Raw genomic sequence first — 24667 nt, 5'->3', positions numbered from 1 at the left:
CCGTGTCGTAAGGGGAGGGGGTCAGGCTGGGCCTCGCGCGTAATAACGTCCAGCGACACGCGCTGGGACGGGCAGCGAGCCCGGCTTCGGACTCGGCGAGACGGTCGCCCCGTGACGACTACGCGTCGCATGACGCCGCTCCCGTGCTGACGGATTGCGGGCAGGCCTGGGTCGAGGCGCGGGCTGGCGCTTCGGACGACCATCCACCGCCCAGAACGCGGAACAGGCCGACCGAGGCCCGCGAGGCGTCGGCGCGCGCAGTGGCGGCTGCGTCCTCGACATCGAGCAGGCGTCGTTGAACGTCCAGCGCATCCTTCAGACTCAAACCACCAAGATCGTAGGCCGTCCGCGCGGTCGCGCTCGCCCGCGTCAGCGCGGCCTGACTCTCCGCCAGTTCGAGCGCGTGACGATTGCCGCGCGCCAGACGCGAGAAGCCGTCCTCGGCTTCCGATGCGGCTTGCAGGACGGTCAGGCGATAGGCCGCGGCGGCCTCGCGCGTCCGGCCGCGCGCGGCCTCGACCCCGCCCCGGGCGGCGCCGAAGTCGAACAGCCGTCCTGACAGTCCGGCCAACCCCGCCGCCTGCATCGTGTCGTCGGACAGGAGCCCTGACAGGCCCGACGACAGGAAGCCGACCAGGCCCTGGATGGTGAGGCGGGGGTAGTAGGCCGTCACGGCTTCGGCGACCCGGGCGTCCGCAGCCGCCAGCCGGCTTTCGGCCGCGACGATGTCGGGCCTCCGCACCAGGAGGGCGGCGGGACCGTCGTCGGTCGTCACCGCCAGCGCAGCGGGGATGACGCCCTCGCCGAGAATGGCGGCAGCATGGCCCGGCGTCCGTCCGGACAGCAGGTCGATGCGATTGAACGCCTCGTCGCGGCCCGCCTCCACCAGGGGAAGCATGGCCCTGGACGCCGAGGCGTCGGCGCGGGCCTGGTCCATCTCGAACCGGGAGGCTGCGCCTTCCTCGTAGCGAAGCGCGACCAGATCGAGCACTTCGTCGGTGGTGCGCGCCCGCGCCCGGGCGATTGCAACCCGGGTCTGCAGTTCCCGGGCTGTGATATAGGCGCTGGCGATCTCGGCGGCGACACTCAGCCGGGCGCCTTCGACGTCGATCGCCGCCGCCCTCTGGTCCGAGACCGCGGCGCGGCGCGCGGCGGCCAGTCGGCCGAAGAGATCCAGCTCCCAGGACGCCGCGGCGCTCAGCCCAAAGAGATCGCCGTTCCTGTCGTAGTCGGGAGACGCCGACGCCATCCGCGCCGAAGGATCTTCGAGGGATTGCCGCTGGGTCGAGCTGGAGCCGTTGAATGTCGCGGAGGGCAGACGGTTGGAGGTCGCGACCCGCGACGCCCCGGCGGCCTGCTGCAGCCGGGCGGCGGCCGCTTCGATGTCCAGATTGCCGAGCAGGGCGTCCTCGACCACACGATCGAGCACCGGGTCGCCGAAAGCACGCCACCAGTTCGGTTCAAGGCGAGCCGTCGGCAATCCTTCGGCTTCGAGCGCCGAGGCGGCGAAGGCTGCAGGCAGGGCCACAGGCGGCGTCGTTGACGGCTGGCTCGCGCAGGCGGACAGCGATAACGTGGCCAGCAGGATGGCAGGTAGAGGCGCCCTCATGGGGAAGTCCCTTGCTCAATGTAGAATGACGAAATATATTATCTTTCATGAAAAGCAAGCCACAAATCCCGACGGCCGAAGCCAAGCGCCCCGGCCGGCCCAGCGTCGATCGCCGTGAGGAAATTCTGGCGGTCGCCGAGCGGCTTTACGAAACCATCGGGTTCGACAAGACGACCATCGGCGACGTGGCCCGCGAGTTGGGAATGTCGCCCGCCAACCTCTACCGCAGCTTCCCGAACCGCCGGGCGATCGATGAAGCCATCGCCGCGCGCGCATTGGCAGTCATCCAGGATCGAGCCTGGGCCGAGGCCCGGCCGACCCGCGATCCCGGCGCCGCGCTGGAGGCGCTGAGCCGGGCTGTGCTGGAGGAAACGCTTCACCTGTCGTTCAGCGAACAGCGGATCAATCAGTTGTGCGCCGTCGCGGCGCGGGAAAAGTGGCCAGTCGTCGACGACTACCTGGACGGCTTGCGTGGCGCGGTTCGCCACGTCCTCATGGAAGGACAGCGAAGGGGCGTCTTCGCGAAGGGCGACCCTGAAATCCTGGCCGACACCGTTTGCGCCGCCCTGACCCGGATCTGGCACCCGCACATGATCGAGGTTTTCCGCGCGGAGGATCTGGCGGCCACGAGCGACCGCATCTGTCGTCTGCTCGTCCAGGGGCTACGCACCAACTAGCGCGGGTCAAATTCATAAAATGATGGATGAGAGAAGTTTTCATCTTTCATTTCTTTGATGACAGCGTTAGGTGTCGGGGAAAGCGAACCCTTTCGAGGCTTTCCGATGCCCGTCCCGTCCCCGCGTCCTCTTGCGATGCTCCTTGTCCTTGCCCTTGCCGCCTGCGGATCGGGCGCACCCCATGAAGCGGCGGAGGGTCCGCTGGTCCGCACGGCCGTCGTTGGGGGCGCCGAGGCAGCGCCCCTCCGCTATACCGGCGTGGTTCGATCCCGGACCGAGAGCGACCTGGGCTTCCGCGTCGGCGGCAAGGTCGTCCAACGGCTCGTCGATCCCGGCCAGCGGGTTCGGCGCGGACAGGTCTTGATGCGCATCGACGCGACCGACCTGCAGCTTCAGGCCAGTGCATCGCGCGATCAGGTCCGCTCCGCCGAGGCACAGGCGGCGCAAGCCACAGCGGAAGAAGTCCGCCAGCGCCGGCTGCTCGAAGCCGGCGCGGTGTCTCGCTCCGCCTATGACGCCGCACTCGCGGCATCGGAGTCGGCCCAGGCGGCCGTCGCCGCCGCCCGGTCGGGCGCGCGCCAGGCCGGCAACCAGGCGGGCTATGGCACGCTGGTCGCGGATGCCGACGGCGTCGTCACCGAGGTTCTGGCCCAGCCGGGGCAGGTGGTCGCGCCCGGCGCCGTGGTCGTGAGGCTGGCGCGCGCCGGGAATCGCGAGGCGGTGATCGCCGTGCCGGAAACCCAGCTCGCCACCCTCCCGCGAACCGGTCAGGCCTATCTGTACGGCTCGACAACGCCGATCCCCGCCCGGCTGCGTGAGGTGGCCGGCGTCGCCGATCCCCTGACACGCACGTTCGACGCCCGGTTCGTGCTCAGCCAGTCCGAAATCCCGCTCGGATCGACCGTGACGGTGGAGCTGTCCCGTGCGACGGCGGCCGAAATCCAGGTGCCTCTCACGGCGCTTCACGATCCCGGATCGGGATCCGGCGTCTGGGTGGTGCGGGACAACAAGGTGCGCTTCCGGCCGGTCCGGGTCGCCCGGCTGGGCGAGGAGGCGGCGTCGATCGTCCCCGGCTCGCTGTCCGCGGGAGACCGGATCGTCACTCTGGGGGCCAACCAGCTTCGTGAAGGCGAAGCGGTCCGGCTGGCGGCTGCGGCCACGGCGGTGCGCCCGTGAAGATTCCCAACCTCTCCGCTGTCGGCGTTCGTTTTCCGTCCGTCACCCTCTTTCTGATCCTGGCGGTCCTGGCCGCCGGCACGCTCGCCTTCCTCAAGCTCGGGCGTGCGGAGGATCCGGGTTTCACGATCAAGGTCCTGACCGTCACGGCTGTCTGGCCCGGCGCCACGGCCGAGGAGATGCAGAACCAGGTCGCCGACCGGCTTGAGAAACGGCTGCAGGAACTGCGCTACTATGATCGGGTCGAGACGCAGGCGCGGCCCGGTATCGTGACCATGACATTGACTCTTCTCGACGCCACGCCCCCCGGTTCGGTCCAGGACGAGTTCTACCAGGCCCGCAAGAAGCTCGAGGATGAAGCCGTCAATCTGCCCCGGGGCGTGATTGGGCCGATCGTCAACGACGAATACTCCGACGTCTATTTCGGCCTCTTCGCGCTCCAGGCCGTCGGCATGCCGCATCGCGAGCTGGTCTCCGAGGCTGAGGCGATGCGCGACCGCCTGCTTTCGGTCGAAGGGGTCAAGAAGGTCAACATTATCGGGGAACAACCCCAGCGCATCTTCGTCGAACTCTCCAACCGCAGACTTGCGACGCTCGGCATCGCGCCGGACCGTCTGATCGCCGCCCTGGCTCAGCAGAACCTGCTGACGGGTGACGCGACGGTCCAGACCGGAGCCCAGGCCGTCAACATCCGGGTCAGCGGCGCGTTCGACGGCGTCCAGGCGGTCAGCGATACGCCGATCGCCATTGATGGCCGCAGCTTCCGCCTCGGCGACGTGGCGGAGGTGCGACGCGGGTATGCGGACCCCGCGACCTATCTGGTCCGGCACAATGGCGCGCAGGCGATCATGCTCGGCGTCGTCATGCGGGAACGCTGGAACGGCACGGTGCTGGGTGAAGACCTCAAACACCAGGTCAAGGACATCCGCGATCAGCTTCCGGCCGGAATCACCCTGACCCAGGTCGCGGACCAGTCCCACAACATCGAGGAGGCGTACGGCGAGTTCATGCTGAAGTTCGTGGTCGCCCTGTCGGTCGTCATGATCGTCAGTCTGATCGCATTGGGCTTCCGCGTCGGCCTCGTTGTGGCCGCAGCAGTCCCACTGACCCTTTCGGCCGTCTTCGTCATCATGCTCGTCACGGGACGCGACTTCGACCGCATCACCCTTGGGGCTCTGATCCTGTCGCTCGGCCTGCTGGTCGACGACGCCATCATCGCCATCGAAATGATGGTGGTGAAAATGCAGGAAGGGATGGAGCGGACAGCGGCGGCGACCTTCGCCTGGGGCGCGACCGCGGCCCCGATGTTGACCGGCACCCTGGTCACGGTGATCGGCTTCCTGCCGGTCGGCTTCGCCCAGTCCACGGCCGGCGAGTACGCGGGCAACATCTTCTGGATCGTGGCCTTCGCCCTGCTCACGTCCTGGGTGGTCGCCGTCTATTTCACGCCCTACCTCGGCGTGAAGCTCCTGCCGAAGATCGCTCCCCAGCCCGGCGGCCACGACGCCATATACGCCACCAAGCGCTACGAGCGGTTCCGGGGCTGGGTCCGCCGCGCGGTGACCAGCCGCGGCAAGGTCTCCCTCGCCGTGCTGGCGGCGCTCTTCGTCGCCGGCGGCCTCCTGGCCATCGTCGTCCCCAAACAGTTCTTCCCCACCTCCGACCGCCCGGAACTGCTGGTCGAGGTCTATATGCCCAAGGGCTCCAGCATCCGCGCGACCGAAGCGGTCGTGTCCAGGATCGAACGGGACATTCGCCGCCACGAAGAAGCGGTGTTCGTGGATTCCTACGTCGGAGCCGGGGCGCCGCGCTTCTTCATGTCGCTCAATCCCGAACTCCCGGATCCGTCCTTCGCCAAGCTGATCGTCCTGACGGACGGTCACAAGGATCGCGACGCGCTGCGGCTCCTGATCCGCGACCGCATCGCGGCCGGGGCCTATCCCGAGGCGCGGGTCCGTGTGAACACCCTGTTGTTCGGCCCACCGGTGCCGTTCCCCGTCGCCTTCCGCGTATCGGGTCCCGATCCCGACCGCGTACGGGAGATAGCCGCCCGGACGGCCGACATCGTTCGCGCCGAGCCGCGCGCCGTGGAGGTCAATGTCGACTGGGGCGAGCGCACGCCCTCGGTGCGGCTGGAGTTCGACGAGGCGCGCCTCCGGCTGCTGGGTCTCAACCCCGCGAGCGTCTCCCAGCAGGTCGGCGCCCTGATGTCCGGCGTCACCGTGTCCCAGATGCGCACCGGCGACCGGACCGTAGACGTCGTGGTCCGAGCGGAGGAGGCGGATCGTCAGGGTCTTCAGGCCCTCGACAGTTTGGTCATCACCACGGCTGACGGCCGGCCTATCCCGCTCAGCGGCGTCGCCCGCCTTGTGCCGGTCTTCGAGGATCCGATCCTGCTGCGCCGGGATCGCCAGCCGACGATCACGGTGCGAGCGGATATAACGCCCGGCGTTCAACCGCCTGTCGTCACAGCCGCCATCCTGCCCAGGCTTGCTGAACTGAAGGCGAGCCTGCCATCCGGCTATGCGATCACCACCGCGGGATCGGTGGAGGAATCCGGCAAGGCGAACACTGCGCTGGCTCCGCTCTTCCCGCTCATGATCGTGCTGATGCTGACCGTCATCATGGTCCAGACGCGGTCGTTCAAGATGACGGGCCTGGTGTTTGCGACCGGACCGCTGGGACTGATCGGCGCCGTCCCGGCCCTGCTGATCACCGGCGCGCCCTTCGGCTTCAACGCCATCCTGGGCCTGATCGGTCTGGCGGGGATCCTGATGCGCAACACCCTGATCCTGGTCGATCAGATCGAGGCGGAGCGCGCGAGGGGGCTCGATGAGATCGACGCCGTGGTCGAGGCGACCGTCCGCAGGGCGCGACCCGTCTTGCTGACCGCCCTCGCCGCCGTGCTCGCCTTCCTGCCGCTGACGCTCTCGACCTTCTGGGGCGCGCTCGCGATCGTGCTCATTGGCGGCACCCTGGTCGGCACCTTGCTGACCCTGTTCTTCCTGCCGGCGCTCTACGTCCTCTGGTTGGTGGGCCGCAACGTCAAGACGCCGGTCGGCGCGGCGCCGACCCGTCAAGGGGCTTGATGATGATGATATGCTGGAAGCCTCCGCTTCGCTCATCTGACTCGGCAGCGTAGTGGCGGCGGGACGTTGTCAATACATGTCGAAAGGTGTCGTGATCACGCGGTTTTTATTGCTTCGAATTTCTCCAATACTTCCGTAGCTCGAAATGTATTCGGTAGGTGGATCGGCGCTGGCCGCAAGATCGCCGATAAAAACGCTCAAAAACAGTAACTTATGGATAGTTGTGCAATCGGGTGGGAATAGTCCGGGCCGGCTGCCCCGGAGAAACGCCCTGGCCGTTCGCCGGACCGCCGCGACGGAGAAGGGCGGGCGCGGCTGCCCCGCGTTAGCGCGCGGCCCGGCCGAGCAGCTCGATCAACTCTGTCGCCTTCGCCTTGCGCTCGGCCGGATCGTCGCCGGTCATCGCGCCCATGACGCAATGGTCCAGGTGATCCCTCAGGACCTCGCTCTCCACCCGCAGCAGCGCGGCCCGCACCGCCTGGAGCTGGGTCAGGACATCGACGCAGTAACGGTCGTCCTCGACCATGCGGGCGATGCCGCGCACCTGGCCTTCGATCCGGTTCAGGCGGTTGATGATCTTCGGCTTTGTCCGGGCCTGCATCCCAAATCCCCTTTCTGATGGCTCCATATACCCCGGGACGGTATCTTGCGCTATACCCCATGTGGGTATAAACGGCGGGGAAGATGAGAAGGAGAGGCGCCATGTCCGTGATCCCCGAGTCCCACGCGCCCGGCCACAGCGGCTCGACCAGGGCCGAGGCTGACGGCGGGGCGGCCGTCGATCCCGTCTGCGGCATGACTGTGGATCCTGCGACCGCCGAGCACCGCGCGGCGCATGACGGCGAGGACTATTTCTTCTGCTCGGCCGGATGCAGGACGCGGTTCGTCGCCGACCCCGACAGATTTCTCGGCTCGGCGCCTCCGCCCGAACCCGTGGTCCCCGGCGTGATCTACACCTGCCCGATGCATCCGGAGGTGCGCCAGGAAGGGCCGGGAGCGTGTCCCATCTGCGGCATGGCGCTGGAGCCCGAAACGGTCACGGCCGAGACCCCGGTCAATCATGAACTGATCGACTTCACCCGCCGCTTCCGGATCGGCCTGGTGCTGACCGTTCCGGTGCTGGCCCTGGAGATGGGCGGGCACCTCACCGGACTGACGATGCGGCTGCCGGGCCAGACCAACAACTGGATCCAGTTCGCCCTGGCGACGCCCGTCGTGCTTTGGGCCGGCTGGCCGTTTTTCCAGAGGGGCTGGGCCTCGATCCGCAACCGCAGCCTCAACATGTTCTCCCTGATCGCCCTGGGAGTCGGCGCGGCCTGGATCTACAGCATGGTCGCGGTTCTGGCCCCTGGCCTGTTTCCCGCGGCGGTCCGGCGCATCGACGGAAGCGCGCCCGTCTATTTCGAGGCGGCGGCCGTCATCATCGTCCTCGTCCTGGTGGGCCAGGTCCTCGAGCTGCGGGCGCGAGAGCGCACTTCCGGCGCGATCCGCGCCCTTCTGGACCTCTCGCCGAAGACCGCGCGACGCGTCCGGGACGACGGGACCGACGAGGACGTCACCCTGGATCTCGTCGCGGTCGGCGACCGGCTGCGCGTCCGGCCGGGCGAACAGGTGCCGGTCGATGGCGAAATCCTCGACGGAAGGGTGTCTATCGATGAGTCGATGGTGACCGGCGAGTCCATGCCGGTGACGAAGGAGGCCGGGTCAAACGTCGTTGGCGGGTCGCTGAACAAGACCGGCTCATTTGTCATGCGGGCCGACAAGGTCGGCGCCGACACCCTGCTGTCGCGGATCGTGCAGATGGTGGCCCAGGCGCAGCGCAGCCGCGCGCCGATCCAGCGGCTGGCCGACAGGGTGTCGGGCTGGTTCGTCCCGGCGGTCATCGTGATCGCCGTTCTGGCCGCTGTCGTCTGGGGCCTGGTCGGCCCCGAGCCGCGCCTGTCCTACGCCCTCGTCGCGGCCGTATCGGTTCTGATCATAGCCTGTCCCTGTGCGCTCGGCCTCGCGACGCCGATCTCCATCATGGTCGGGGTGGGACGCGGCGCCCAGGCCGGGGTCCTGATCCGGAACGCTGAAGCCCTGGAGCGCTTCGAAAAGGTCGACACCCTGGTGCTCGACAAGACCGGCACCCTGACCGAGGGAAGGCCTTCGGTCACGGCGGTCCGGCCCGCGGCTGGCTTCGGGGAGGGGGAGCTTCTGCGATTGTCCGCCAGCCTCGAACGCGGCAGCGAACACCCCCTGGCCGACGCGATCGTCCGCGCCGCGATGGAACGGAAGCTTGTCCTCTCCGAGGCGTCGGAGTTCGACAGTCCGGTTGGACGCGGCGTCGCCGGCGTGGTCGACGGGCGCCGCGTCGCGCTGGGCAACGGCCGCTACCTGAAGGAACTCGGCGTCGATGCCGCCGCCGCGGAGGTCGAGGCCGAAGGGCTTCGCCATGACGGCGCCACGGCCATCTTCGTCGCCGTGGACGGCGTGGCGGCCGGCGTCCTGGGCATCGCCGATCCGGTCAAGCCGACGACCGCCCAGGCCATCCGCGATCTGCAGGCGGCGGGAATGCGCCTTGTGATGATGACGGGTGACAATCGCACGACAGCGGAGGCGGTGGCGCGGGGGCTCGGCATTGACGACGTTCAGGCCGAGGTCTTGCCCCAGGACAAGGCCGCGGTGGTCGAACGCTTGCGGGCGGAAGGCCGGATCGTCGCCATGGCCGGAGACGGCGTCAACGACGCCCCGGCCCTCGCCGCGGCGGATGTCGGCGTGGCCATGGGCGCCGGCTCCGACGTCGCCATCGAGAGCGCCGGCGTGACCCTGCTCGGCGGCGATCTGCAGGGCCTCGTGCGGGCCCGCAAGCTGTCCCGGGCGGTGATGGGCAACATCCGTCAGAACCTGGTGTTCGCCTTCGGCTACAATGCTTTGGGCATCCCGATCGCGGCGGGCCTGCTGTATCCGGTTTCCGGTCAGCTGCTGTCGCCGGCTCTGGCGGCTCTGGCCATGGCGCTGTCGTCCGTCAGCGTCATCGGCAACGCGTTGCGGCTGAGGGCGGTGAAGCTTTGACCCCGGGCGCCGCGGGCAGGCGCTGGAGACCGGTGTCCGCCATACGTCACTACGTCGCGGGGAGCGGCTTTTCTCGCGAGTCCGGAGAGCCCCGGGCTTTATTGGACGGAGGCGGAACCGGGTCGCCGACACCGGATTACGCAGGCGGTCAGGGCAGGCGCCGGCAATTCACGGCCGGAACCGCACAGCGGACGTGGGCGCCGGGAGTGCGGGACCGCCCCGTGCTTGTGAAAGGATGCAGACATGCAGGAAGGGGCCAATCCACACGATACGAAGACCATGAAGGGGAGCTACCGATCCCTCGCGATCGAGCTGATCCTCGACTTCGTCATCATGTACCTGGTGATGTACACGATGATCGCGTCGTTCGATCACTTCCACTTCAATCTGAACAACGTCTACATGACCCTGATGATGGTCTCGCCAATGGCGATCCTCATGCTGGTGTTCATGCGGTCGATGTATCCGGCCAGGCGCGCCAATCTCCTGATCGGCGGGGCGGCGGCGCTGGTGTTTGCGTTCAGCTTCTACGGCATGCGGACCCAGGCGGCGGTTGGGGATGCCGAATTCCTCCGCTCGATGATCCCGCACCACTCCGGGGCGATCCTGATGTGCCGGGAGGCCTCGCTGACCGACCCGGAGGTTCTCGCGCTCTGCGACGAGATCATCAGTTCCCAGACACGGGAGATTGCCCGGATGAAGGCCATCCTGGCGCGCCGGTGATCGCGGACCGTGGGAGTCCCTCCGCGCCATCCCGTCGGAGCGGCCGCGCCCGGGCCTGCGGCGAGGGGCGCGCGCGCCGCCTGCGTAAACCCCTAGAGATCCCCGCTGCAGAGCGGCGGGGCGACCGCCAGCATTTCAGGAGTGTCCCATGAAGCTCGATCGTCGAGGACTGCTGCGCGGAGCTGTCGCCGGAGGCGGTCTCCTGGGACTGCAAGGACTGCTGCCCGCCTGGGCGCAGACTGGAACGGCGGGCCTGCGGTCGGACCTGCCGACGCTGACGGGACCGAACATCGACCTGACGGTCGGCCGGACCCCCTTCACCTTGAACGGACGGACGGCGCTGGCCACGACGATCAACGGCGTGCTCCCGGCGCCGGTCCTGCGGCTGCGCGAAGGCCAGAACGTGCGCCTGGCGGTCACAAACGGGCTGGATGAAGACACTTCGATCCATTGGCACGGCATCCTGCTGCCCTTCCAGATGGACGGAGTTCCCGGGATCAGCTTCCCCGGCATCCGGCCGCGCGAGACCTTCGTCTACGAGTTCCCGGTCCGCCAATCAGGCACCTTCTGGTACCACAGCCACTCAGGGCTGCAGGAGGCGCTTGGCCACTACGGCCCCATCGTCATCGATCCGGCGGGCGTGGACCCGATCGGCTACGATCGCGAGCATGTCCTGGTCCTCTCGGACTGGAGCTTCATGCATCCGCACGAGATCCTGACGAAGCTGAAGAAGAGCCCCGGCTATTTCAACCGCCAGCGCACCACCCTTGCCGGGCTGCTGGACGGCAGCGACCGGATGACGCTGGAGGAACGCCGCATGTGGGGCGGGATGCGGATGGATCCCCGCGACATCCTCGACGTCAACGGTTCGACCTACACCTATCTGATCAACGGCCACGGGCCGGCGGAGAACTGGACCGGCCTGTTCCGGCCGGGCGAACGGGTGCGGCTGCGCATCATCAACGCGTCGGCCATGTCGATCTTCAACGTCCGGATTCCCGGCCTGCCGATGACGGTGGTCCAGGCCGACGGCGAGAACGTACGCCCGGTCGAGACCGACGAGTTCCAGATCTCGGTCGCCGAAACCTATGACGTGATTGTCACCCCGACGGAGGACCGGGCCTACACCATCGTCTCCGAGGCGATCGACCGCTCCGGGATGGGGCGGGCCACCCTGGCGCCGCGCCCCGGGATGACGGCGGACGTCCCGCCGCTGCGCGAGGTTCCCAACCTGACCATGAAGGACATGGGCATGGGAAACATGGGCGGCATGGATCACGGTTCCATGGGGGCCCACCCGGCGGCGGGCATGGACCATGGCGCCATGGCCGGCATGAACATGCGGGATCCGGACAACGCTCCCCCTGACATGGCGGTGGGCGTGGGCGTGGACATGATCTCCATGGACCCGCAGAACCGCCTTGGCGAGCGGCCGACCGGCCTGACCGACGTCGATCATCGCGTCCTGGTCTACACCGACCTGGTGTCGCTTCAGCCCAACAGGGACCAGCGCGCGCCCTCGCGGATGATGGAAATCCATCTGACCGGCAACATGGAACGGTTCATGTGGGGTTTCGACGGCCGCAAGTTCAGCGACGGCGTGGAGCCGTTCCGGTTCGAACTCAACGAACGGGTGCGGGTGACCCTGGTCAACGACACCATGATGGCCCACCCCATCCACCTGCACGGCCACTTCTTCGAACTGGTGACCGGCGGGCCGGCCGGTCACCAGCCGTTGAAGCACACCGTGAACGTGCCGCCCGGAGGCAAGGTCACCTTCGATCTGACCGCCGACAACCCAGGGGACTGGGCCTTCCATTGCCACATGCTGATGCACATGCATGCCGGCATGTTCAACGTCGTCACCGTCCGCCCGATGGAAGGAGCGTCGTCATGATCCGCCTGTCCGTCGGTCTCATCCCGCTGCTTCTCGCCGCCTCGGCCGGCCCGGCGTTTGCGCAGAGCCACGCGGGGCACGCCCCCGCGCCCGTCACGGCCCGGCCCGCCGCCCCGCTGCCTGCCGGCTGTGTCCGGCGCGGCGCGCCCACGGCGGCCCCCGCCCGGGCCGGAACACCCGGCGCGCCAGCCTGTCCGGCGGGCTCCGTGCCGGAGCGGGCGCCGGCGGCGGATCCGCACGCCGGGCATGACATGTCCGCCATGGGCCAGGCCGCGCCCTCGCCGGCGGGACACGACATGTCGACGATGCAGGCCGGCCAACGGCCCGCGTCTACGACCGGGGCTGATCCTCACGCCGGACATGGCATGCCGACCATGGGCCAGAACAGGCCGACGCCGCCCGATCCCCATGCCGGCCACGACATGTCGACCATGCGAGCCGGCCCACAGTCTGCGCCAACGACCCCGGCCGATCCTCACGCCGGACATGGCATGCCGACCATGGGCCAGAACAGGCCGGCGCCGCCCGATCCCCATGCCGGCCACGACATGTCGACAATGCGCGCCGGCCCACAGTCTGCGCCAGCGACCCAGGCCGATCCTCACGCCGGCCACGACATGTCGGGCGCGGCCATGCCGCCTGAGGCGCCGACCAGCGCCGACAATCCCGGGCGGCCGCCGGAAGCCGCCCCTCCGCCCGGCGCGGCCCGCGGCCCGTCCCACGCGGCCGATCTGTTGTTCGACCCGGTCGAGATGGCGGCGGCCCGCGAGCAGTTGCGGGTGGAGAACGGCGATGTGCGCACCACCGCCGTGATCATCGACCAGCTGGAGGCGACGGCCGCGGAGGGCGAGGAAGGCTACGCCTGGGACGCCCAGGGATGGAGCGGGGGCGATATCAACCGGTTCTGGTGGAAGTCGGAAGGCGAGGGGGCCTTCGGCGACGAGGTGGAGGAGGCGGAGATTCAGGCGCTGTACAGCCGCGCCATCCGGCCCTTCTTCGACCTCCAGGCCGGCCTGCGACAGACCTGGCGGCCCGAAGGCGACCGGACGGATCTGGTGGTCGGCGTCCAGGGGCTGGCGCCCCACTGGTTCGAGGTGGATGCGGCGGCCTTCCTGTCCAGCGAAGGCGACCTTACGGCGCGGGGCGAGGCCGAATACGACCAGCGGATCACCCGGCGTTGGATCCTGCAGCCACGGGCGGAGGTGGTGCTGTCCGCGCAGGACGTTCCTGAACTTTCCATCGGCTCGGGGCTGTCGTCCCTCCAGATCGGCGCGCGACTGCGCTACGAGATCCGCAAGGAGTTCGCGCCCTATATCGGCGTCGAATGGACCAGGAGCTTCGGCGCCACGCGGGACTTTCTGGAAGCGGACGGCCGAAGCGCCGAGGATACCCGGTTGGTGGCGGGGATCCGGGCCTGGTTCTAGGCGATGCGACAGGGAAGATCATCGCCCGCGAGCGCCCGCGAGCGCCGGCAGGGCGGCCCGAGCGGCGAGGGTCGTACGGTTCATCGAAGAATTCCGGTGATTCAATCGCACTATTGCCCGGGCGGCATGGTCATGCCCTCCATCCCGGACATGTCGTGTCCGGCGTGGGGATCGGCGGGCGGAGGCGTCGGGGCCGGCTGCGGGTCCGGTTGCGGAGCCGGAGTAGTCGGCGCGGGCCGCGACGACGGGGGCGTCGAAGCCCGGGGAGGCGTCGCGGGGCCCGCCGGGGAGACCGGGCGGGCCGGAGCGGAATCGGGCGCCGCCGCCGGATCGGCTTCCACGGAGGCCGGCGTCTCGACCGCGGCCTCGACGGGCTGGGGCTCGGCGGCGGGCTGGCAGGCCGCCAGGGCGACCGCGCCGGCGAGCGCCGGAAGGATCGAAATTCTCATTTGACAAGCTCCTGAAAGGGGATCGAGGGCCGGTGCCGGATATGGCGTTGCCGGCGGAAACGGTCGGCCTCCGGCCGCCCGTCGAGAAACGCGACGTCTCAATACCGAATACGCAGGCAAGGCGCGGACCCCTCACGCCCGCCCGCGGGCAATGCTTGCGATTGCCGTCACTCCGGAGCGGGAGCCGCCGGGCGGTCGCCCAAGGCGTCGGACAGCTTGCGGCGCGCGCGAGCGACCCGGGTCTCGACCGCCTTGACCGAAACGCCGAGAATGCCCGCCGCCTCCGCCTGGCTGCGGCCCTCGATCGCGGTGAGCAGAAGCGGCGCCTTGAGGTGCGGCGGCAGGCGGCCGATCGCGTCATTGAGGCGGGCGAGCCGGCGGCTGGACTCCATCTGTTCGTCCGCAGGCTCGGCGCCGTCCGGCACGGCCAGGGCTTCGGGCGACGACAGCTCGACACCGCTCCGGACAAGCCGGCGGACGAACCGGCGCCGGCTCCAGTCCCGGCATTTGTTGAGGGCGATCGTCCGGATCCAGGCTTCGAACGGCCGGTGCGGATCGTACCGGCCGATGCTGATCCAGGCCGCCGCATAGGTGTCCTGCAACAGATCCCAAGCCTCCTGTTCGTCCCCGACATAGCGCCGGACCATGCGGAACAGGGCGGTCTTGCTCAGCCGCATCAGCTCGCCGAAGGCCGCACGATCACCCGCAGCGGCGCGGCTTGGCAAATCGTCGGGGTTCGCCACTCCGATGTTAGGTTTCGTCCGGGGCGAGGGCTGCGACGATGCGGTCGTCGAAGATCTCGGCCTGGGCGGGCGTCAGCACGGACCGCATTTCGAAGACGTGGGCGATCGTCTCCTTCTGCAGCGCGCCCATGGCGACGTGGAAATGATCCACCGCGGCCTGCACCTCGGGACTGTCGCCATCGCTTTGCTCGATGGCGCGGGCCAGTTCCAGGTTGGCCGCGCGGACGTCCGCCTCGAGCGCCGGCCGGCGGCCCGCGAAGCGGGCCTCGACCACCTCGATCCGGGTCAGTTGGTCGGGGGAAAGTTTCAGGTCGTCATGCACGATATCGTGCAGCGACGGCGGTTCGCGGCGGTCGAGCACCCAACTGGCGCTGATCCAGGTGCCCGCGCCGCTGGCCAGCGCGGCCAGCACAGCGGTCAGGGCGATGGCGCGCCAGCCGCGCATCATTGGCCAGTTTCCAGTCTCATGAGCGGCGACAGGTCCGCATCGAGCGAGAAAATCGCCATGTCGCCAGGCGGCGTCGGCGCGGCGACCGCGCCGACGCCGCCGACGGTCAGGCCGGTCGCGAGCGCCATCGCCACCGCCCCGAGGCGCAGTTGCGAGACGAGCCTGTCGCCGCGGAGGGCGTCGACCCGCCGCCAGACGAGGGGCTCCAGGCCGTCGAGCGGCCGGGTCGGGGACGCCGCCGCCGACCGCGCCAGAAGATCCTCCAGATCATGCGTCATCGAACACTCTCCTTGCCGCCCTGAACTCTAATACGCGATCGGGCCCGCAATCCCTCGCGCGAGGGGGCCGCCGCTCCGGTGCGTAGTTGACAGAAGGGCGGACTGGAGAGGGCGATGAGATTGCGGAAATGTCTACGGGGACTCGCCGTCGTTCTGGCCCTTCTGGTCAGCGCCCCGGCGTTTGCGCACGAAGATCACGACAAGGCCTCCGCCGCACGCACCCAGGTCGCCACCGGACCGAAGGCGGGAATGGCGGCCGCGCCGGGCCCGACCGGCACGGTCGAGGACATGGATCACGGGGCCAGGATGGCCGGTGCGGCGCCGGCTCCGATGCCCCGGCGCCTCTACCGCTGGTTCGGCGCGATGCATCCGGCGGCCGTGCATTTTCCCATCGCCCTGTTCCTGGTCGCCGCCGTGCTCGAGATCGCTGCGCTGACGCTGGGCCGTCCAGTGCTGACCCAGGGCGCGCGCGTCATCATCGCCCTGGCGGCCCTGTCCGCCGTCGTCGCGGTGATGCTGGGGTGGTTCGCCATGGGCCCTCCCGGCAAGGACGACGCAACCCACGCCTACCACCGGTGGCTCGGCACCTCGATCGCGGCGCTGGGGCTGCTGAGCTGGTGGGCCAAGGAGCACTGGGTCCGCAATCCCGGGCGTGGGCGCGAGCTGGTCTATATCTCCCTGTTGACGATCACCGCCGCCGCCGTCGTTCTCAATGGCCTGCTGGGCGGCATGCTGACCCACGGCCTGAGACATCTGATGCTCTGAACGCCCGGGCGGCTAAACCTGCCCCATCACCTCCAAGGACGCGGTCCGGGCGCCGATCGAGCGCCGCGGGGTCGCCACGAGCGTGCTGCGCAAACGGGATGACGAGTGGCGCATCGGCATCTATCACTCCTCAGCCCGGCCCTTCCGCCCCGCGTCCTGACCGCGCCGCGGCTCATCACAGGATACCGAGACCAATGCCTACCCCGTTTTCACGTCGGACGCTGCTCGCCGCGGGCGTTGGCGCGGCCGCTCTGGCGGCATGCGCGTCGGGCCGTTCGGCGACCGGGCTCGCTGTCTACAAGACCCCGGGCTGCGCCTGTTGCACGGCCTGGGTCGACCACATGCGCGCGGCCGGGTTCAAGGCGGAGGTCCATGAACTGCCCGACCTGGGGAGCCTGCGCACCAGTCGTGGGATATCCGACGACCTGGCCTCCTGCCATACGGCCCTGATCGGAGGCTATGTGCTGGAAGGGCATGTTCCCGCCGCGGACGTGCGCAGGCTGCTGGCCGAGCGGCCCGAGGCCGTCGGTCTGGCCGTGCCCTCGATGCCGTTGGGATCCCCCGGGATGGAGACCGCCGATGGCGCGCGCGAGGCCTATGAGACCCTGCTGGTGCTGAAGGGCGGCGGCACGCGCGTCTTCGCGCGTCACGGACAGGCGGCGTCGTGAAGATTCTCAAGCTTTCCACCCAACTGCACAAATGGATCGCCCTCGTGGTGGGCCTGCAGGTCCTCTTCTGGGTCGGCGGCGGTCTGGTGATGACGGCTATTCCGATCGAGACGGTGCGCAGCGAGCATCGCGCGGTCGAACTCAAACCGGCGCCTGTGGATCTCGGGAACTTGCCGGCGCTCGGCGAGATCGTCCGCCGGGCGAGGGTCGCGCCCGTCCAGGCGGAATTGCGCCCGACGCCGCGGGGTCCGGCGTGGATCCTGAAGCCGGTTGAGGGCGAGCCGGTCACGGTGTCGGCCCTCACCGGACGGCCCTTCGGGCCGCTGTCGGCCGCCGAGGCGTCGGCGCTCGCCAGGAGCGCCTACCGGGGCGAGGCCGGGGTTTCAGGCGCCGTCCTTCTGAAGACGGCGCCTGGGGAGACGGGCCGGACCGGACCCCTCTGGCGCGTCGACTTCGCCGATCGTGAGAAGACCAGCTTCTACCTCTCGCCGGCGACCGGCGAGGTGGTGACGCGCCGGTCCGGCGTCTGGCGGTTCTACGACTTTTTCTGGCGTCTCCATGTCATGGACTGGAACGACGGCGAGGACTTCAATCACCCCCTGATCATCATCACCACCGCGCTGACGTTGAGCATCGTGATCACCGGGTTCGTCCTGCTGTGGATCCGGCTGGCGCGGGATCTGAAGGGGTTCCGCGCGGCCAGGCGGGCGGCCCGGCCCGACTGACGTTCGCATCACCCTGGAGGACTTCCCGGCGCCGGCGACCGGTCAGGATCAGCGAAGTCCGGTAGCGCGGCGAAGGCGGCAAGGGACGGACCCGCGCCACGAATCCGGCCGAGCGGAGATCAATCGGGGCCAGGCGCGGCGTGACTCGTCTAACGGAACGCATTTCCCGGACGAACGCCGAGGCGACGGAACAGCTTCGCGGCCGGGCAGAAGCCGGTGATGGAGGCTTGCAGCAGGTTGGCCCCCACAAACACCGTCAGCCACACCCACGCCGGGTGGACCCAGTGGGTCAGCGCCAGGCTGAGAAGAACCATGAATCCGGCGAACATCATGACGGCGCGGTCGAGGTTCATGACTGCTTTTCCTGAACTGCGGATGGGGTCTGGCGCAGCTTGTGGGCGCCGATCAGATCAAGGGCCAGCTTCTCGTAGAGCGGCTCGGCCTGGCCCTTGCGGATCTTGTGGAGGAAATAGCTTTCGAAGGCGACCTTGGCCGTATGCACCCAGCGGCCGCTGGCCGACCAGTTGATGTTACGCGGTGGAATCTGCGGCTGGGCCATGAAGGCCACGCCGCCATCACCGAAATCGGCCAGGCAGATGGCGTTCCAACTGGCCTCGTTGGTCGGCGCCTGACCATCGAGAATCTGTTTCAGATTGGCCGCGATGGCCGTGACCATGCTTTCGATCATGAAGCCGGTCTTGGGCACGCCCACAGGCACCGGCGTCGGGCCGGTCGGGGGTATGGCGATGCAGACGCCCAGGGCGAAGATCTCTGGCCAGGCCGGATTGCGCTGGTGCTTGTCCACGAGGACGAAGCCGCGGGGATTGGTCAGGTGCTCAACGCCGCGCACCGCCTCCACGCCGCGGAAGGCCGGGAGCATCATCGACCAGGCGAAGGGCAGATCGTGGCTGGCCTTGACGGCGCCGTCCTCCGCGATCTCCTCGACGTGCATCAGGCCGGCCTCGACGCTCTTCACCTTCGCATTGGTGATCCATTTGATGTGGCGCTGGCGCATCTCGCTTTCCAGCAGACCCTTGGTGTCGCCGACGCCGTCGAGGCCGAGGTGGCCGATGTAGGGCTCGGAGGTGACGAAGGTCATCGGCACCTTGTCGCGCAGCTTGCGGCGGCGCAGCTCGGTGTCGAGAATCATGGCGAACTCATAGGCCGGCCCGAAGCAGGACGCGCCCTGGACCGCGCCAACCACGATCGGGCCGGGGTTCTTCACGAATTCGTCGAAGGACACGGCCGCGTGCACGGCGTGGTCGACATGGCAGATCGACACCGTATGGCCGTCGGGTCCCAGGCCCGGGATCTCGTCGAAGGCCAGGTCGGGGCCGGTGGCGATGACCAGATAATCGTAATGCAACGCCCGGCCGTCGGCGAGGTCGACGCCCTTTTCGGCGGGCCGGATGCGACTGGCGCCGACGTTGATGAACTCCACGCCCTTGCGCTTCATCACCTCCGGCAGGCTGACCTCGATCGCCTCGCGTTTGCGCCAGTGCACCGCCACCCATGGATTGGACGGGGTGAAGTGGAAGGTGTCGCCCTTCGACACCATGACGATCCGCGCGCGATCACCCAGGACGTGGCGCAGTTCATAGGCGGCGATGGCGCCGCCCAGGCCTGCGCCGAGGATGACGATGGTGGGCCGGTCCATGCGCGATCTCCATTCCAGAACGGTTTCCCGGAAGCCCGATCCTGCACCGCCCCGATCGCCGCGCCTTGATCCGTATCAAGGCCCGTCCGCCAGGCCGGGAGGACAGTCCTCAAGCTTGCATTCATATTAGCAGTACCTAATATTAGCGCAAGCTTACATAAGGACGCGCCCATGACGAAACCCACGGCCCTGTTCGCAGCCCTCGCCGCCGCCACGTTTCTGGTCGGCGGTCTGTCGGCCTGTGGCGGAGAGCCAGAGGTCGTGGCGACCGCGCCGGCCCGAGGCGAACGTCTCGCCGTGACCGAGGCCCTGATAGACGCGGTCAAACCAGCCTCGGCCGTCGTCTCCTCGCGCGATCTCGGCGAGGCGCGGGCCCGCATTCCGGGCACGCTCACGCAGTTGAACGTCCGCGAAGGCGACATGGTGCGCCAGGGCCAGGTCATCGGCATGGTCGTCGACAACCGGGTCGGTCTCGAGACGGCGGCCTACGGCGCCCAGGTCGCGGCGGCCGAAGCCGAGGCCGCGCGGGCCCGGGCCGACCTGTCGCGCATCCAGACCCTGTTCGACAAGGGCATCTACGCCCAGGCCCGGCTCGACCAGGCTCTCGCCGCCTCCCAGGCCGCCAACGCCCAGGTCCGGGCCGCCCGGGCCGTGCGCTCGGCCAGCGCCGAGACCGGCGCCCAAGGCCGGATTCTCGCCCCGACGTCAGGTCGGGTGCTCGCCGCCGACGTGCCGGCCGGCTCGGTTGTCAGCGCCGGGCAGTCGGTCGCCACCATCACCGCTGGCCCCCTGGTCCTGCGCCTTGAAGTGCCCGAAGCCCAGGGCCGGAACCTGCGTGTCGGCCAGACTGTCGCCCTGGAGGGCGACGATCTGCCCGGCGTGACCAGCGGCGCGATCGCCCAGATCTACCCGGCCTCCACCGCGGGACGGACGACCGCCGACATCGCCGTGGACGGCCTGGCCAGCGACCGGGTCGGACAGCGGGTCATCGTGCAGGTTCCGATCGGCCAGCGCCGCGCCCTGGTCCTGCCGCAACGCTTCGTCGCGACGCGCTTCGGCATCGATTTCGTCCGCACCGTCGACCGCGCCGGCCGCGTCAGCGAGGCGCCGGTCCAGTTGGGCGGCTCGGTGCCCGGCGATCGGGTGGAAGTGCTGTCGGGCCTGAGGGCGGGCGATGTTGTCCTCGCCCCCGCAGGCGCCCCGCCGGAGCGCGCCCGATGAACCTCGGCCTCTCCGGTCGCCTGACCCGCGCCACGCTCAATTCGCCGCTGACGCCCCTGATGCTGCTGGCGGCGATCGCCGTCGGCCTGATGGCGGTGCTGTCGATCCCTCGCGAGGAGGAGCCGCAGATCAGCGTCCCGATGGTCGACATCATGGTCGCGGCCCCTGGTCTGGGCGCCGCGGACGCTGCGGAACTGGCGGCCAAGCCGCTGGAAGCCATCGTACGCAGCATCGACGGCGTCGAGCACGTCTATACCCAGGTGCAGGACGACCAGGTCATGGTCACCGCCCGCTTCGTGGTCGGCTCGGACCCCGACGACGCGGCGGTTCGGGTGCATGAGAAGGTGCGCGCCAACTACAGCGCCATCCCCGTCGGCGTGTCCGAACCGCAGATCGTCACCCGCGGCATCAATGACGTGCCCGCCGTGGTCCTGACCCTGACGCCGCGCGCTGACGCGGCCGGTCGCTGGAGCGATCAGGCCCTGTACGACGTCGCCGCCCGACTGCGCACCGAGATCGGCAAGGTCGAGGACGTCGGCCTGACCTTCATCGTCGGCGGTCGCCCGTCCGAGATCCGGGTCGAGCCCGATCCGGCCCGTATGGCCGCGCGCGGCGTGGCCCTCTCCTCGGTGCTCGAAACCGTCGCCCAGGCCAACCGCAGCTTCCCCGCCGGCTCCTTCCGTGATCAGGGGCAGGCCGTAGCGCTGCGCTCGGGCGAGCGCCTTGCCACGCCCGAAGACGCTGCCCTACTGACCGTCAGCTCGATGGCGGGCGAGCCCGTCTATCTGCGCGACGTGGCGACGATCGTTCAGGCCCCGCGTGAGGATCAGGCCCGGGCCGCCCACTACGCCCGCGCCGGCGACGGCTGGAGCCGGACCCCGGCCGTCAGCCTGGCCGTCGCCAAACGCCAGGGCGCCAACGCTGTGGTCGTCTCTCACGGAGTGATGCAGCGGGTCGAGGCGCTGAAGGGGACGCTGATCCCTGACGGTCTCGAGGTCGTGGTCACCCGCGACTACGGCGAGACGGCCAACGAAAAGGCCAATGAGCTGCTGATGCACCTCGGTCTGGCGACCATCTCCATCGTCATCCTGATCGGCTTCGCCATCGGCTGGCGCGAGGCCGGCGTGACGGCGGTGGTGATTCCGACAACCATTCTGCTGACTCTCTTCGCCTCCAACCTGATGGGTTACACCATCAACCGCGTCAGCCTGTTCGCCCTGATCTTCTCGATCGGCATCCTCGTCGACGACGCCATCGTGATGATCGAGAACATCGCGAGGCACTGGGCCATGAACGACGGCCGCAGCCGGGCCCAGGCGACGGTCGAGGCCGTGGCCGAGGTCGGCAATCCGACGGTGGTCGCGACCTTGACCGTGGTCGCCGCCCTGCTGCCCATGCTGTTCGTGTCGGGCCTTATGGGCCCCTATATGGCGCCGATCCCGGTCAACGCCTCCGCGGCCATGGTCTTCTCCTTCTTCGTCGCCGTGGTCATCGCGCCATGGCTGATGATCCGCCTGGCGCGCAAGACGCTGGCGGGGGGACATGGACATGACGAGGGGGAGGGCGCCCTGGGCCGCCTCTATCGCAGGGTGGCCACGCCGGTGATCCACAGCCGCCGCAGCGCCTGGACCTTCCTGATCGTCGTCGGCCTGGCCACCCTGCTGGCCATGTCGATGTTCGGCTTCCGGGCGGTGCCGGTGAAGCTGCTGCCGTTCGACAACAAGTCCGAGCTGCAGGTCGTGCTGGACATGCCTGAAGGAACCAGCCTCGAGGCCACCGAGCGCACCCTGGCCGGCGCCGCCGCCGTGGCGGGAACTCTGGCCGAGGTCGAGTCGCTGGAGAGCTACGCCGGAACCGCCGCGCCGTTCAACTTCAACGGCCTGGTCCGCCATTATTTCCTGCGCTCCGGCGCCGAACAGGGCGATCTTGCGGTCATGCTGGCGCCCAAGGGCGAGCGCAGCCGCAGCAGCCACGCCGTCGCTCTCGATCTGCGCCGCCGTCTGGCCGAGCTGCCGCTGCCGGCGGGATCGTCGATCAAGGTGGTGGAGGCCCCGCCGGGTCCCCCGGTGCTGGCTACCCTGCTGGCCGAGGTCTACGGCCCGGATCCGGCGACCCGCCGCGCCGTGGCCGCCGAACTTGAGGCTCTGTTCCGCGCCGAGCCCTCGGTGGTCGACGTCGACAACAGCTATGGCGTCCGCCGACCGGTGCTGCGTTTGATCCCGGACCGCGAGAAGATCGAGCGCTTCGGCCTGTCCGAGCGCGAGGTGCACGACTCCATCGCCGCCATCATGGGCGGTCAGGTGCTCGGCTACGCCTTGCGCGACGACGAGCGGACCCCGGTGGAGATCGCCGTGCGTCTGCCCCAGTCAGCCCGGACCTGGAACGAACAGATGGCCGTCATGCCGGTGGCCGTGACCACGATCGACGGCGGCCGGCGGCTGGTCGAACTGGGCGAGGTCGTCGAGGCTCGCAACGAACTGGCGAGTTGGCCTGTCTACCGCCGCGACGGCCGCGCCGCTGAAATGGTCACCGCCGAGCTGGCCGGCCAGTTCGAGGCGCCGATCTACGGCATCCTGGCCATCGACGCGGCGATCAGGGCCCACGACTGGAAGAATCTACCGCGGCCCGAGGTCCGCCTCAACGGCCAGCCGACCGACGAGACCCGGCCCTCGGTGCTGTGGGACGGCGAATGGGAGATCACCTGGGTGACCTTCCGCGACATGGGCGCCGCCTTCGGCGTGGCCCTGCTGGGAATCTATGTTCTGGTCGTCGCCCAGTTCAAGGATTTCCGCATCCCGCTGGTGATCCTGACGCCCATCCCCCTGACGCTGATCGGGATCGTCATCGGCCACATGCTGTTCGGGGCGCCCTTCACCGCCACCTCGATGATCGGCTTCATCGCCCTGGCGGGGATCATCGTGCGAAACTCGATCCTGCTGGTCGACTTCATCCGCCACGCCCGCACCCCCGGCCGACCCTTGCGCGAGGTCCTGCTCGAGGCCGGAGCGATCCGCTTCAAGCCGATCCTGCTGACGGCGCTCGCGGCCATGATCGGGGCGGCGGTGATCCTGTTCGACCCCATCTTCCAGGGTCTGGCCATCTCCCTGCTGTTCGGCCTGATCTCCTCGACGATTCTGACGGTGCTGGTGATCCCGGCCATCTATATCGCGTTGAAGGACGACGGCCGGCCTCTTCCCGGGCCTGTCGCTGACGGAGACGCCCGATGACCCAACCCCTCCCGCTCCCGAGCCCGGCGGCCCTCGCCGGACTGGAGGCCCAGGCGGCGTCCGCCGCGGCGCTGATGCGCCTGTTCGCCAATGAGCAGAGGCTGATGTTGATGTGCCGGTTGAGCGAGGGCGATTGCGCGGTCGGTGAACTGGCGGCTTTCGCCGGCCTGTCCCAATCGGCCTGTTCCCAGCACCTCGCCCGGCTGCGGCAGGAGGGAGTCGTCGCGTCCAGACGCGAGGCACAGACCATCTACTACGGCGTGGCGGACCCGGCCGCCGCCCGAATCATCGCCCTGCTTTGCGAGATTTACCGGGAGAAGCCGAAGGAGCCCTCCCCATGACCTACTACCATGCCCGCGCCGTCGAAGGCGACTTCGAGGCCGTGCTCGAACGCACCCGCGCCGCCTTGCAGCAGCACGGCTTCGGCGTCCTGACGGAGATCGACGTGCAAGCGACGCTGAAGGCGAAGATCGGCCAGGATTTCCGGCCTTACCGGATACTCGGCGCCTGCAATCCCGTCATGGCGCATGAGGCCCTGCAGATGGAATCCCATGTCGGGGCGATGCTCCCCTGCAATGTCGTGGTGCAGCAGCTGGACAGCGGCGTGGAGGTGTTTTCGATCGATCCGGCCGCCTCGATGCGGGCCATCGACAACGCCGCCCTGCTTGAGCACGCCGGGACAGTCGGCGCCCGCCTTCGGGCGGCTGTCGACGCGATCTGATCCCCGTGACGGACAGCTTGATCCAGATCGCGCGCGCCTGAGTGATTCCGACATCCTTCCGATCTGCTCGCCGAGGAGCGCCGCGCCCGGCCGGAAAGTGCCCACCCCGGTGCTCC

22 protein-coding genes are annotated in these 24667 nt (G+C 68.9%); 14 read left to right on the top strand and 8 right to left on the bottom strand.

Annotated elements, in window-relative coordinates; genetic code table 11:
* Positions 1 to 118: 118 nt before the first annotated feature.
* Complete coding sequence (locus BrevBR_RS01995) at positions 119 to 1609, bottom strand: TolC family protein (RefSeq protein ID WP_339999762.1); 1491 nt, start codon at positions 1607 to 1609, stop codon at positions 119 to 121.
* 47 nt (positions 1610 to 1656) lie between these two features.
* Here BrevBR_RS01995 and BrevBR_RS01990 point away from each other — a divergent pair, with 47 nt between their 5' ends.
* The 3 genes from BrevBR_RS01990 (at position 1657) to BrevBR_RS01980 (ending at position 6551) form a co-directional block, all read left to right on the top strand.
* Positions 1657 to 2286: a TetR/AcrR family transcriptional regulator gene (locus tag BrevBR_RS01990; RefSeq protein WP_339999761.1), complete on the top strand. Its 630-nt coding sequence runs from the start codon at positions 1657 to 1659 to the stop codon at positions 2284 to 2286.
* A gap of 135 nt (positions 2287 to 2421) precedes the next feature.
* Positions 2422 to 3462: an efflux RND transporter periplasmic adaptor subunit gene (locus BrevBR_RS01985; protein WP_339999760.1), complete on the top strand. Its 1041-nt coding sequence runs from the start codon at positions 2422 to 2424 to the stop codon at positions 3460 to 3462.
* Positions 3459 to 6551: an efflux RND transporter permease subunit gene (locus BrevBR_RS01980; RefSeq protein WP_339999759.1), complete on the top strand. Its 3093-nt coding sequence runs from the start codon at positions 3459 to 3461 to the stop codon at positions 6549 to 6551. The genes BrevBR_RS01985 and BrevBR_RS01980 overlap by 4 nt, the downstream gene beginning before the upstream one ends.
* Positions 6552 to 6876: 325 nt before the next feature.
* Here the strand turns inward: BrevBR_RS01980 and BrevBR_RS01975 are convergent, their stop codons facing one another.
* Complete coding sequence (locus BrevBR_RS01975) at positions 6877 to 7152, bottom strand: metal-sensitive transcriptional regulator (RefSeq protein ID WP_332640761.1); 276 nt, start codon at positions 7150 to 7152, stop codon at positions 6877 to 6879.
* A 101-nt stretch (positions 7153 to 7253) separates the two neighbouring features.
* On the opposite strand from BrevBR_RS01975, the gene BrevBR_RS01970 reads away from it, so the two are divergent.
* From BrevBR_RS01970 to BrevBR_RS01955, 4 genes are all read left to right on the top strand, one after another.
* Positions 7254 to 9605 carry a heavy metal translocating P-type ATPase gene (locus tag BrevBR_RS01970; RefSeq protein WP_339999758.1) on the top strand — a complete coding sequence of 784 codons (2352 nt, stop codon included), beginning with the start codon at positions 7254 to 7256 and terminating at the stop codon, positions 9603 to 9605.
* Positions 9606 to 9848: 243 nt separating this feature from the next.
* On the top strand, positions 9849 to 10328 hold the full coding sequence (locus tag BrevBR_RS01965; RefSeq protein ID WP_339999757.1) for a DUF305 domain-containing protein: 480 nt from the start codon (positions 9849 to 9851) through the stop codon (positions 10326 to 10328).
* A gap of 148 nt (positions 10329 to 10476) precedes the next feature.
* Positions 10477 to 12225, top strand: coding sequence for a copper resistance system multicopper oxidase (locus tag BrevBR_RS01960; RefSeq protein WP_339999756.1), 1749 nt, complete (start codon positions 10477 to 10479; stop codon positions 12223 to 12225).
* Positions 12222 to 13649 carry a copper resistance protein B gene (locus tag BrevBR_RS01955; RefSeq protein ID WP_339999755.1) on the top strand — a complete coding sequence of 476 codons (1428 nt, stop codon included), beginning with the start codon at positions 12222 to 12224 and terminating at the stop codon, positions 13647 to 13649. The genes BrevBR_RS01960 and BrevBR_RS01955 overlap by 4 nt, the downstream gene beginning before the upstream one ends.
* A gap of 110 nt (positions 13650 to 13759) precedes the next feature.
* Here BrevBR_RS01955 and BrevBR_RS01950 read toward each other — a convergent pair whose 3' ends face one another.
* The 4 genes from BrevBR_RS01950 to BrevBR_RS01935 all read right to left on the bottom strand — a co-directional run bounded on the left by BrevBR_RS01950 (position 13760) and on the right by BrevBR_RS01935 (position 15567).
* Positions 13760 to 14098, bottom strand: a complete 339-nt coding sequence (locus BrevBR_RS01950) for a hypothetical protein (protein WP_339999754.1) — start codon at positions 14096 to 14098, stop codon at positions 13760 to 13762.
* 167 nt (positions 14099 to 14265) lie between these two features.
* Positions 14266 to 14841: an RNA polymerase sigma factor gene (locus tag BrevBR_RS01945; protein ID WP_339999753.1), complete on the bottom strand. Its 576-nt coding sequence runs from the start codon at positions 14839 to 14841 to the stop codon at positions 14266 to 14268.
* Positions 14842 to 14848: 7 nt separating this feature from the next.
* Positions 14849 to 15289 (bottom strand): Spy/CpxP family protein refolding chaperone, encoded by a 441-nt coding sequence (locus BrevBR_RS01940; protein WP_332640754.1) that lies wholly within the window; start codon positions 15287 to 15289, stop codon positions 14849 to 14851.
* Positions 15286 to 15567, bottom strand: a complete 282-nt coding sequence (locus BrevBR_RS01935; protein WP_332640753.1) for a hypothetical protein — start codon at positions 15565 to 15567, stop codon at positions 15286 to 15288. Before BrevBR_RS01935 ends, BrevBR_RS01940 begins: the two co-directional genes overlap by 4 nt.
* A 114-nt stretch (positions 15568 to 15681) precedes the next feature.
* On the opposite strand from BrevBR_RS01935, the gene BrevBR_RS01930 reads away from it, so the two are divergent.
* The 3 genes from BrevBR_RS01930 to BrevBR_RS01920 all read left to right on the top strand — a co-directional run bounded on the left by BrevBR_RS01930 (position 15682) and on the right by BrevBR_RS01920 (position 17725).
* Positions 15682 to 16332 carry a DUF2231 domain-containing protein gene (locus BrevBR_RS01930; protein ID WP_339999752.1) on the top strand — a complete coding sequence of 217 codons (651 nt, stop codon included), beginning with the start codon at positions 15682 to 15684 and terminating at the stop codon, positions 16330 to 16332.
* 194 nt (positions 16333 to 16526) lie between these two features.
* Positions 16527 to 17000 (top strand): DUF411 domain-containing protein, encoded by a 474-nt coding sequence (locus BrevBR_RS01925; RefSeq protein WP_339999751.1) that lies wholly within the window; start codon positions 16527 to 16529, stop codon positions 16998 to 17000.
* Positions 16997 to 17725 (top strand): PepSY domain-containing protein, encoded by a 729-nt coding sequence (locus tag BrevBR_RS01920; RefSeq protein WP_339999750.1) that lies wholly within the window; start codon positions 16997 to 16999, stop codon positions 17723 to 17725. Before BrevBR_RS01925 ends, BrevBR_RS01920 begins: the two co-directional genes overlap by 4 nt.
* A 149-nt stretch (positions 17726 to 17874) precedes the next feature.
* Here the strand turns inward: BrevBR_RS01920 and BrevBR_RS01915 are convergent, their stop codons facing one another.
* Both BrevBR_RS01915 and BrevBR_RS01910 read right to left on the bottom strand, forming a co-directional pair.
* Positions 17875 to 18078: a YgaP family membrane protein gene (locus BrevBR_RS01915; RefSeq protein ID WP_339999749.1), complete on the bottom strand. Its 204-nt coding sequence runs from the start codon at positions 18076 to 18078 to the stop codon at positions 17875 to 17877.
* The gene (locus BrevBR_RS01910; RefSeq protein ID WP_339999748.1) at positions 18075 to 19382 is read right to left on the bottom strand and encodes an NAD(P)/FAD-dependent oxidoreductase; all 1308 of its coding nucleotides are present in this window, start codon (positions 19380 to 19382) and stop codon (positions 18075 to 18077) included. Before BrevBR_RS01910 ends, BrevBR_RS01915 begins: the two co-directional genes overlap by 4 nt.
* Before the next feature lie 171 nt (positions 19383 to 19553).
* Between BrevBR_RS01910 and BrevBR_RS01905 the strand changes: the two genes are divergently transcribed.
* The 4 genes from BrevBR_RS01905 to BrevBR_RS01890 are packed head-to-tail and all read left to right on the top strand — an operon-like array spanning position 19554 to position 24551.
* Positions 19554 to 20603, top strand: coding sequence for an efflux RND transporter periplasmic adaptor subunit (locus BrevBR_RS01905; RefSeq protein WP_339999747.1), 1050 nt, complete (start codon positions 19554 to 19556; stop codon positions 20601 to 20603).
* The gene (locus BrevBR_RS01900) at positions 20600 to 23830 is read left to right on the top strand and encodes an efflux RND transporter permease subunit (RefSeq protein WP_339999746.1); all 3231 of its coding nucleotides are present in this window, start codon (positions 20600 to 20602) and stop codon (positions 23828 to 23830) included. Before BrevBR_RS01905 ends, BrevBR_RS01900 begins: the two co-directional genes overlap by 4 nt.
* Complete coding sequence (locus tag BrevBR_RS01895) at positions 23827 to 24171, top strand: ArsR/SmtB family transcription factor (protein WP_332640744.1); 345 nt, start codon at positions 23827 to 23829, stop codon at positions 24169 to 24171. The genes BrevBR_RS01900 and BrevBR_RS01895 overlap by 4 nt, the downstream gene beginning before the upstream one ends.
* A complete protein-coding gene (locus tag BrevBR_RS01890) occupies positions 24168 to 24551 on the top strand; it encodes a DUF302 domain-containing protein (protein WP_339999745.1) in 384 nt (127 codons plus the stop codon). The genes BrevBR_RS01895 and BrevBR_RS01890 overlap by 4 nt, the downstream gene beginning before the upstream one ends.
* Positions 24552 to 24667 lie beyond the last annotated feature (116 nt).

Source organism: Brevundimonas sp. BR2-1 (assembly GCF_037626195.1).
Classification (GTDB): domain Bacteria; phylum Pseudomonadota; class Alphaproteobacteria; order Caulobacterales; family Caulobacteraceae; genus Brevundimonas.
Note: the sequence above shows the minus strand (reverse complement) of the source record. Positions and strands in the feature narration are given on the sequence as shown.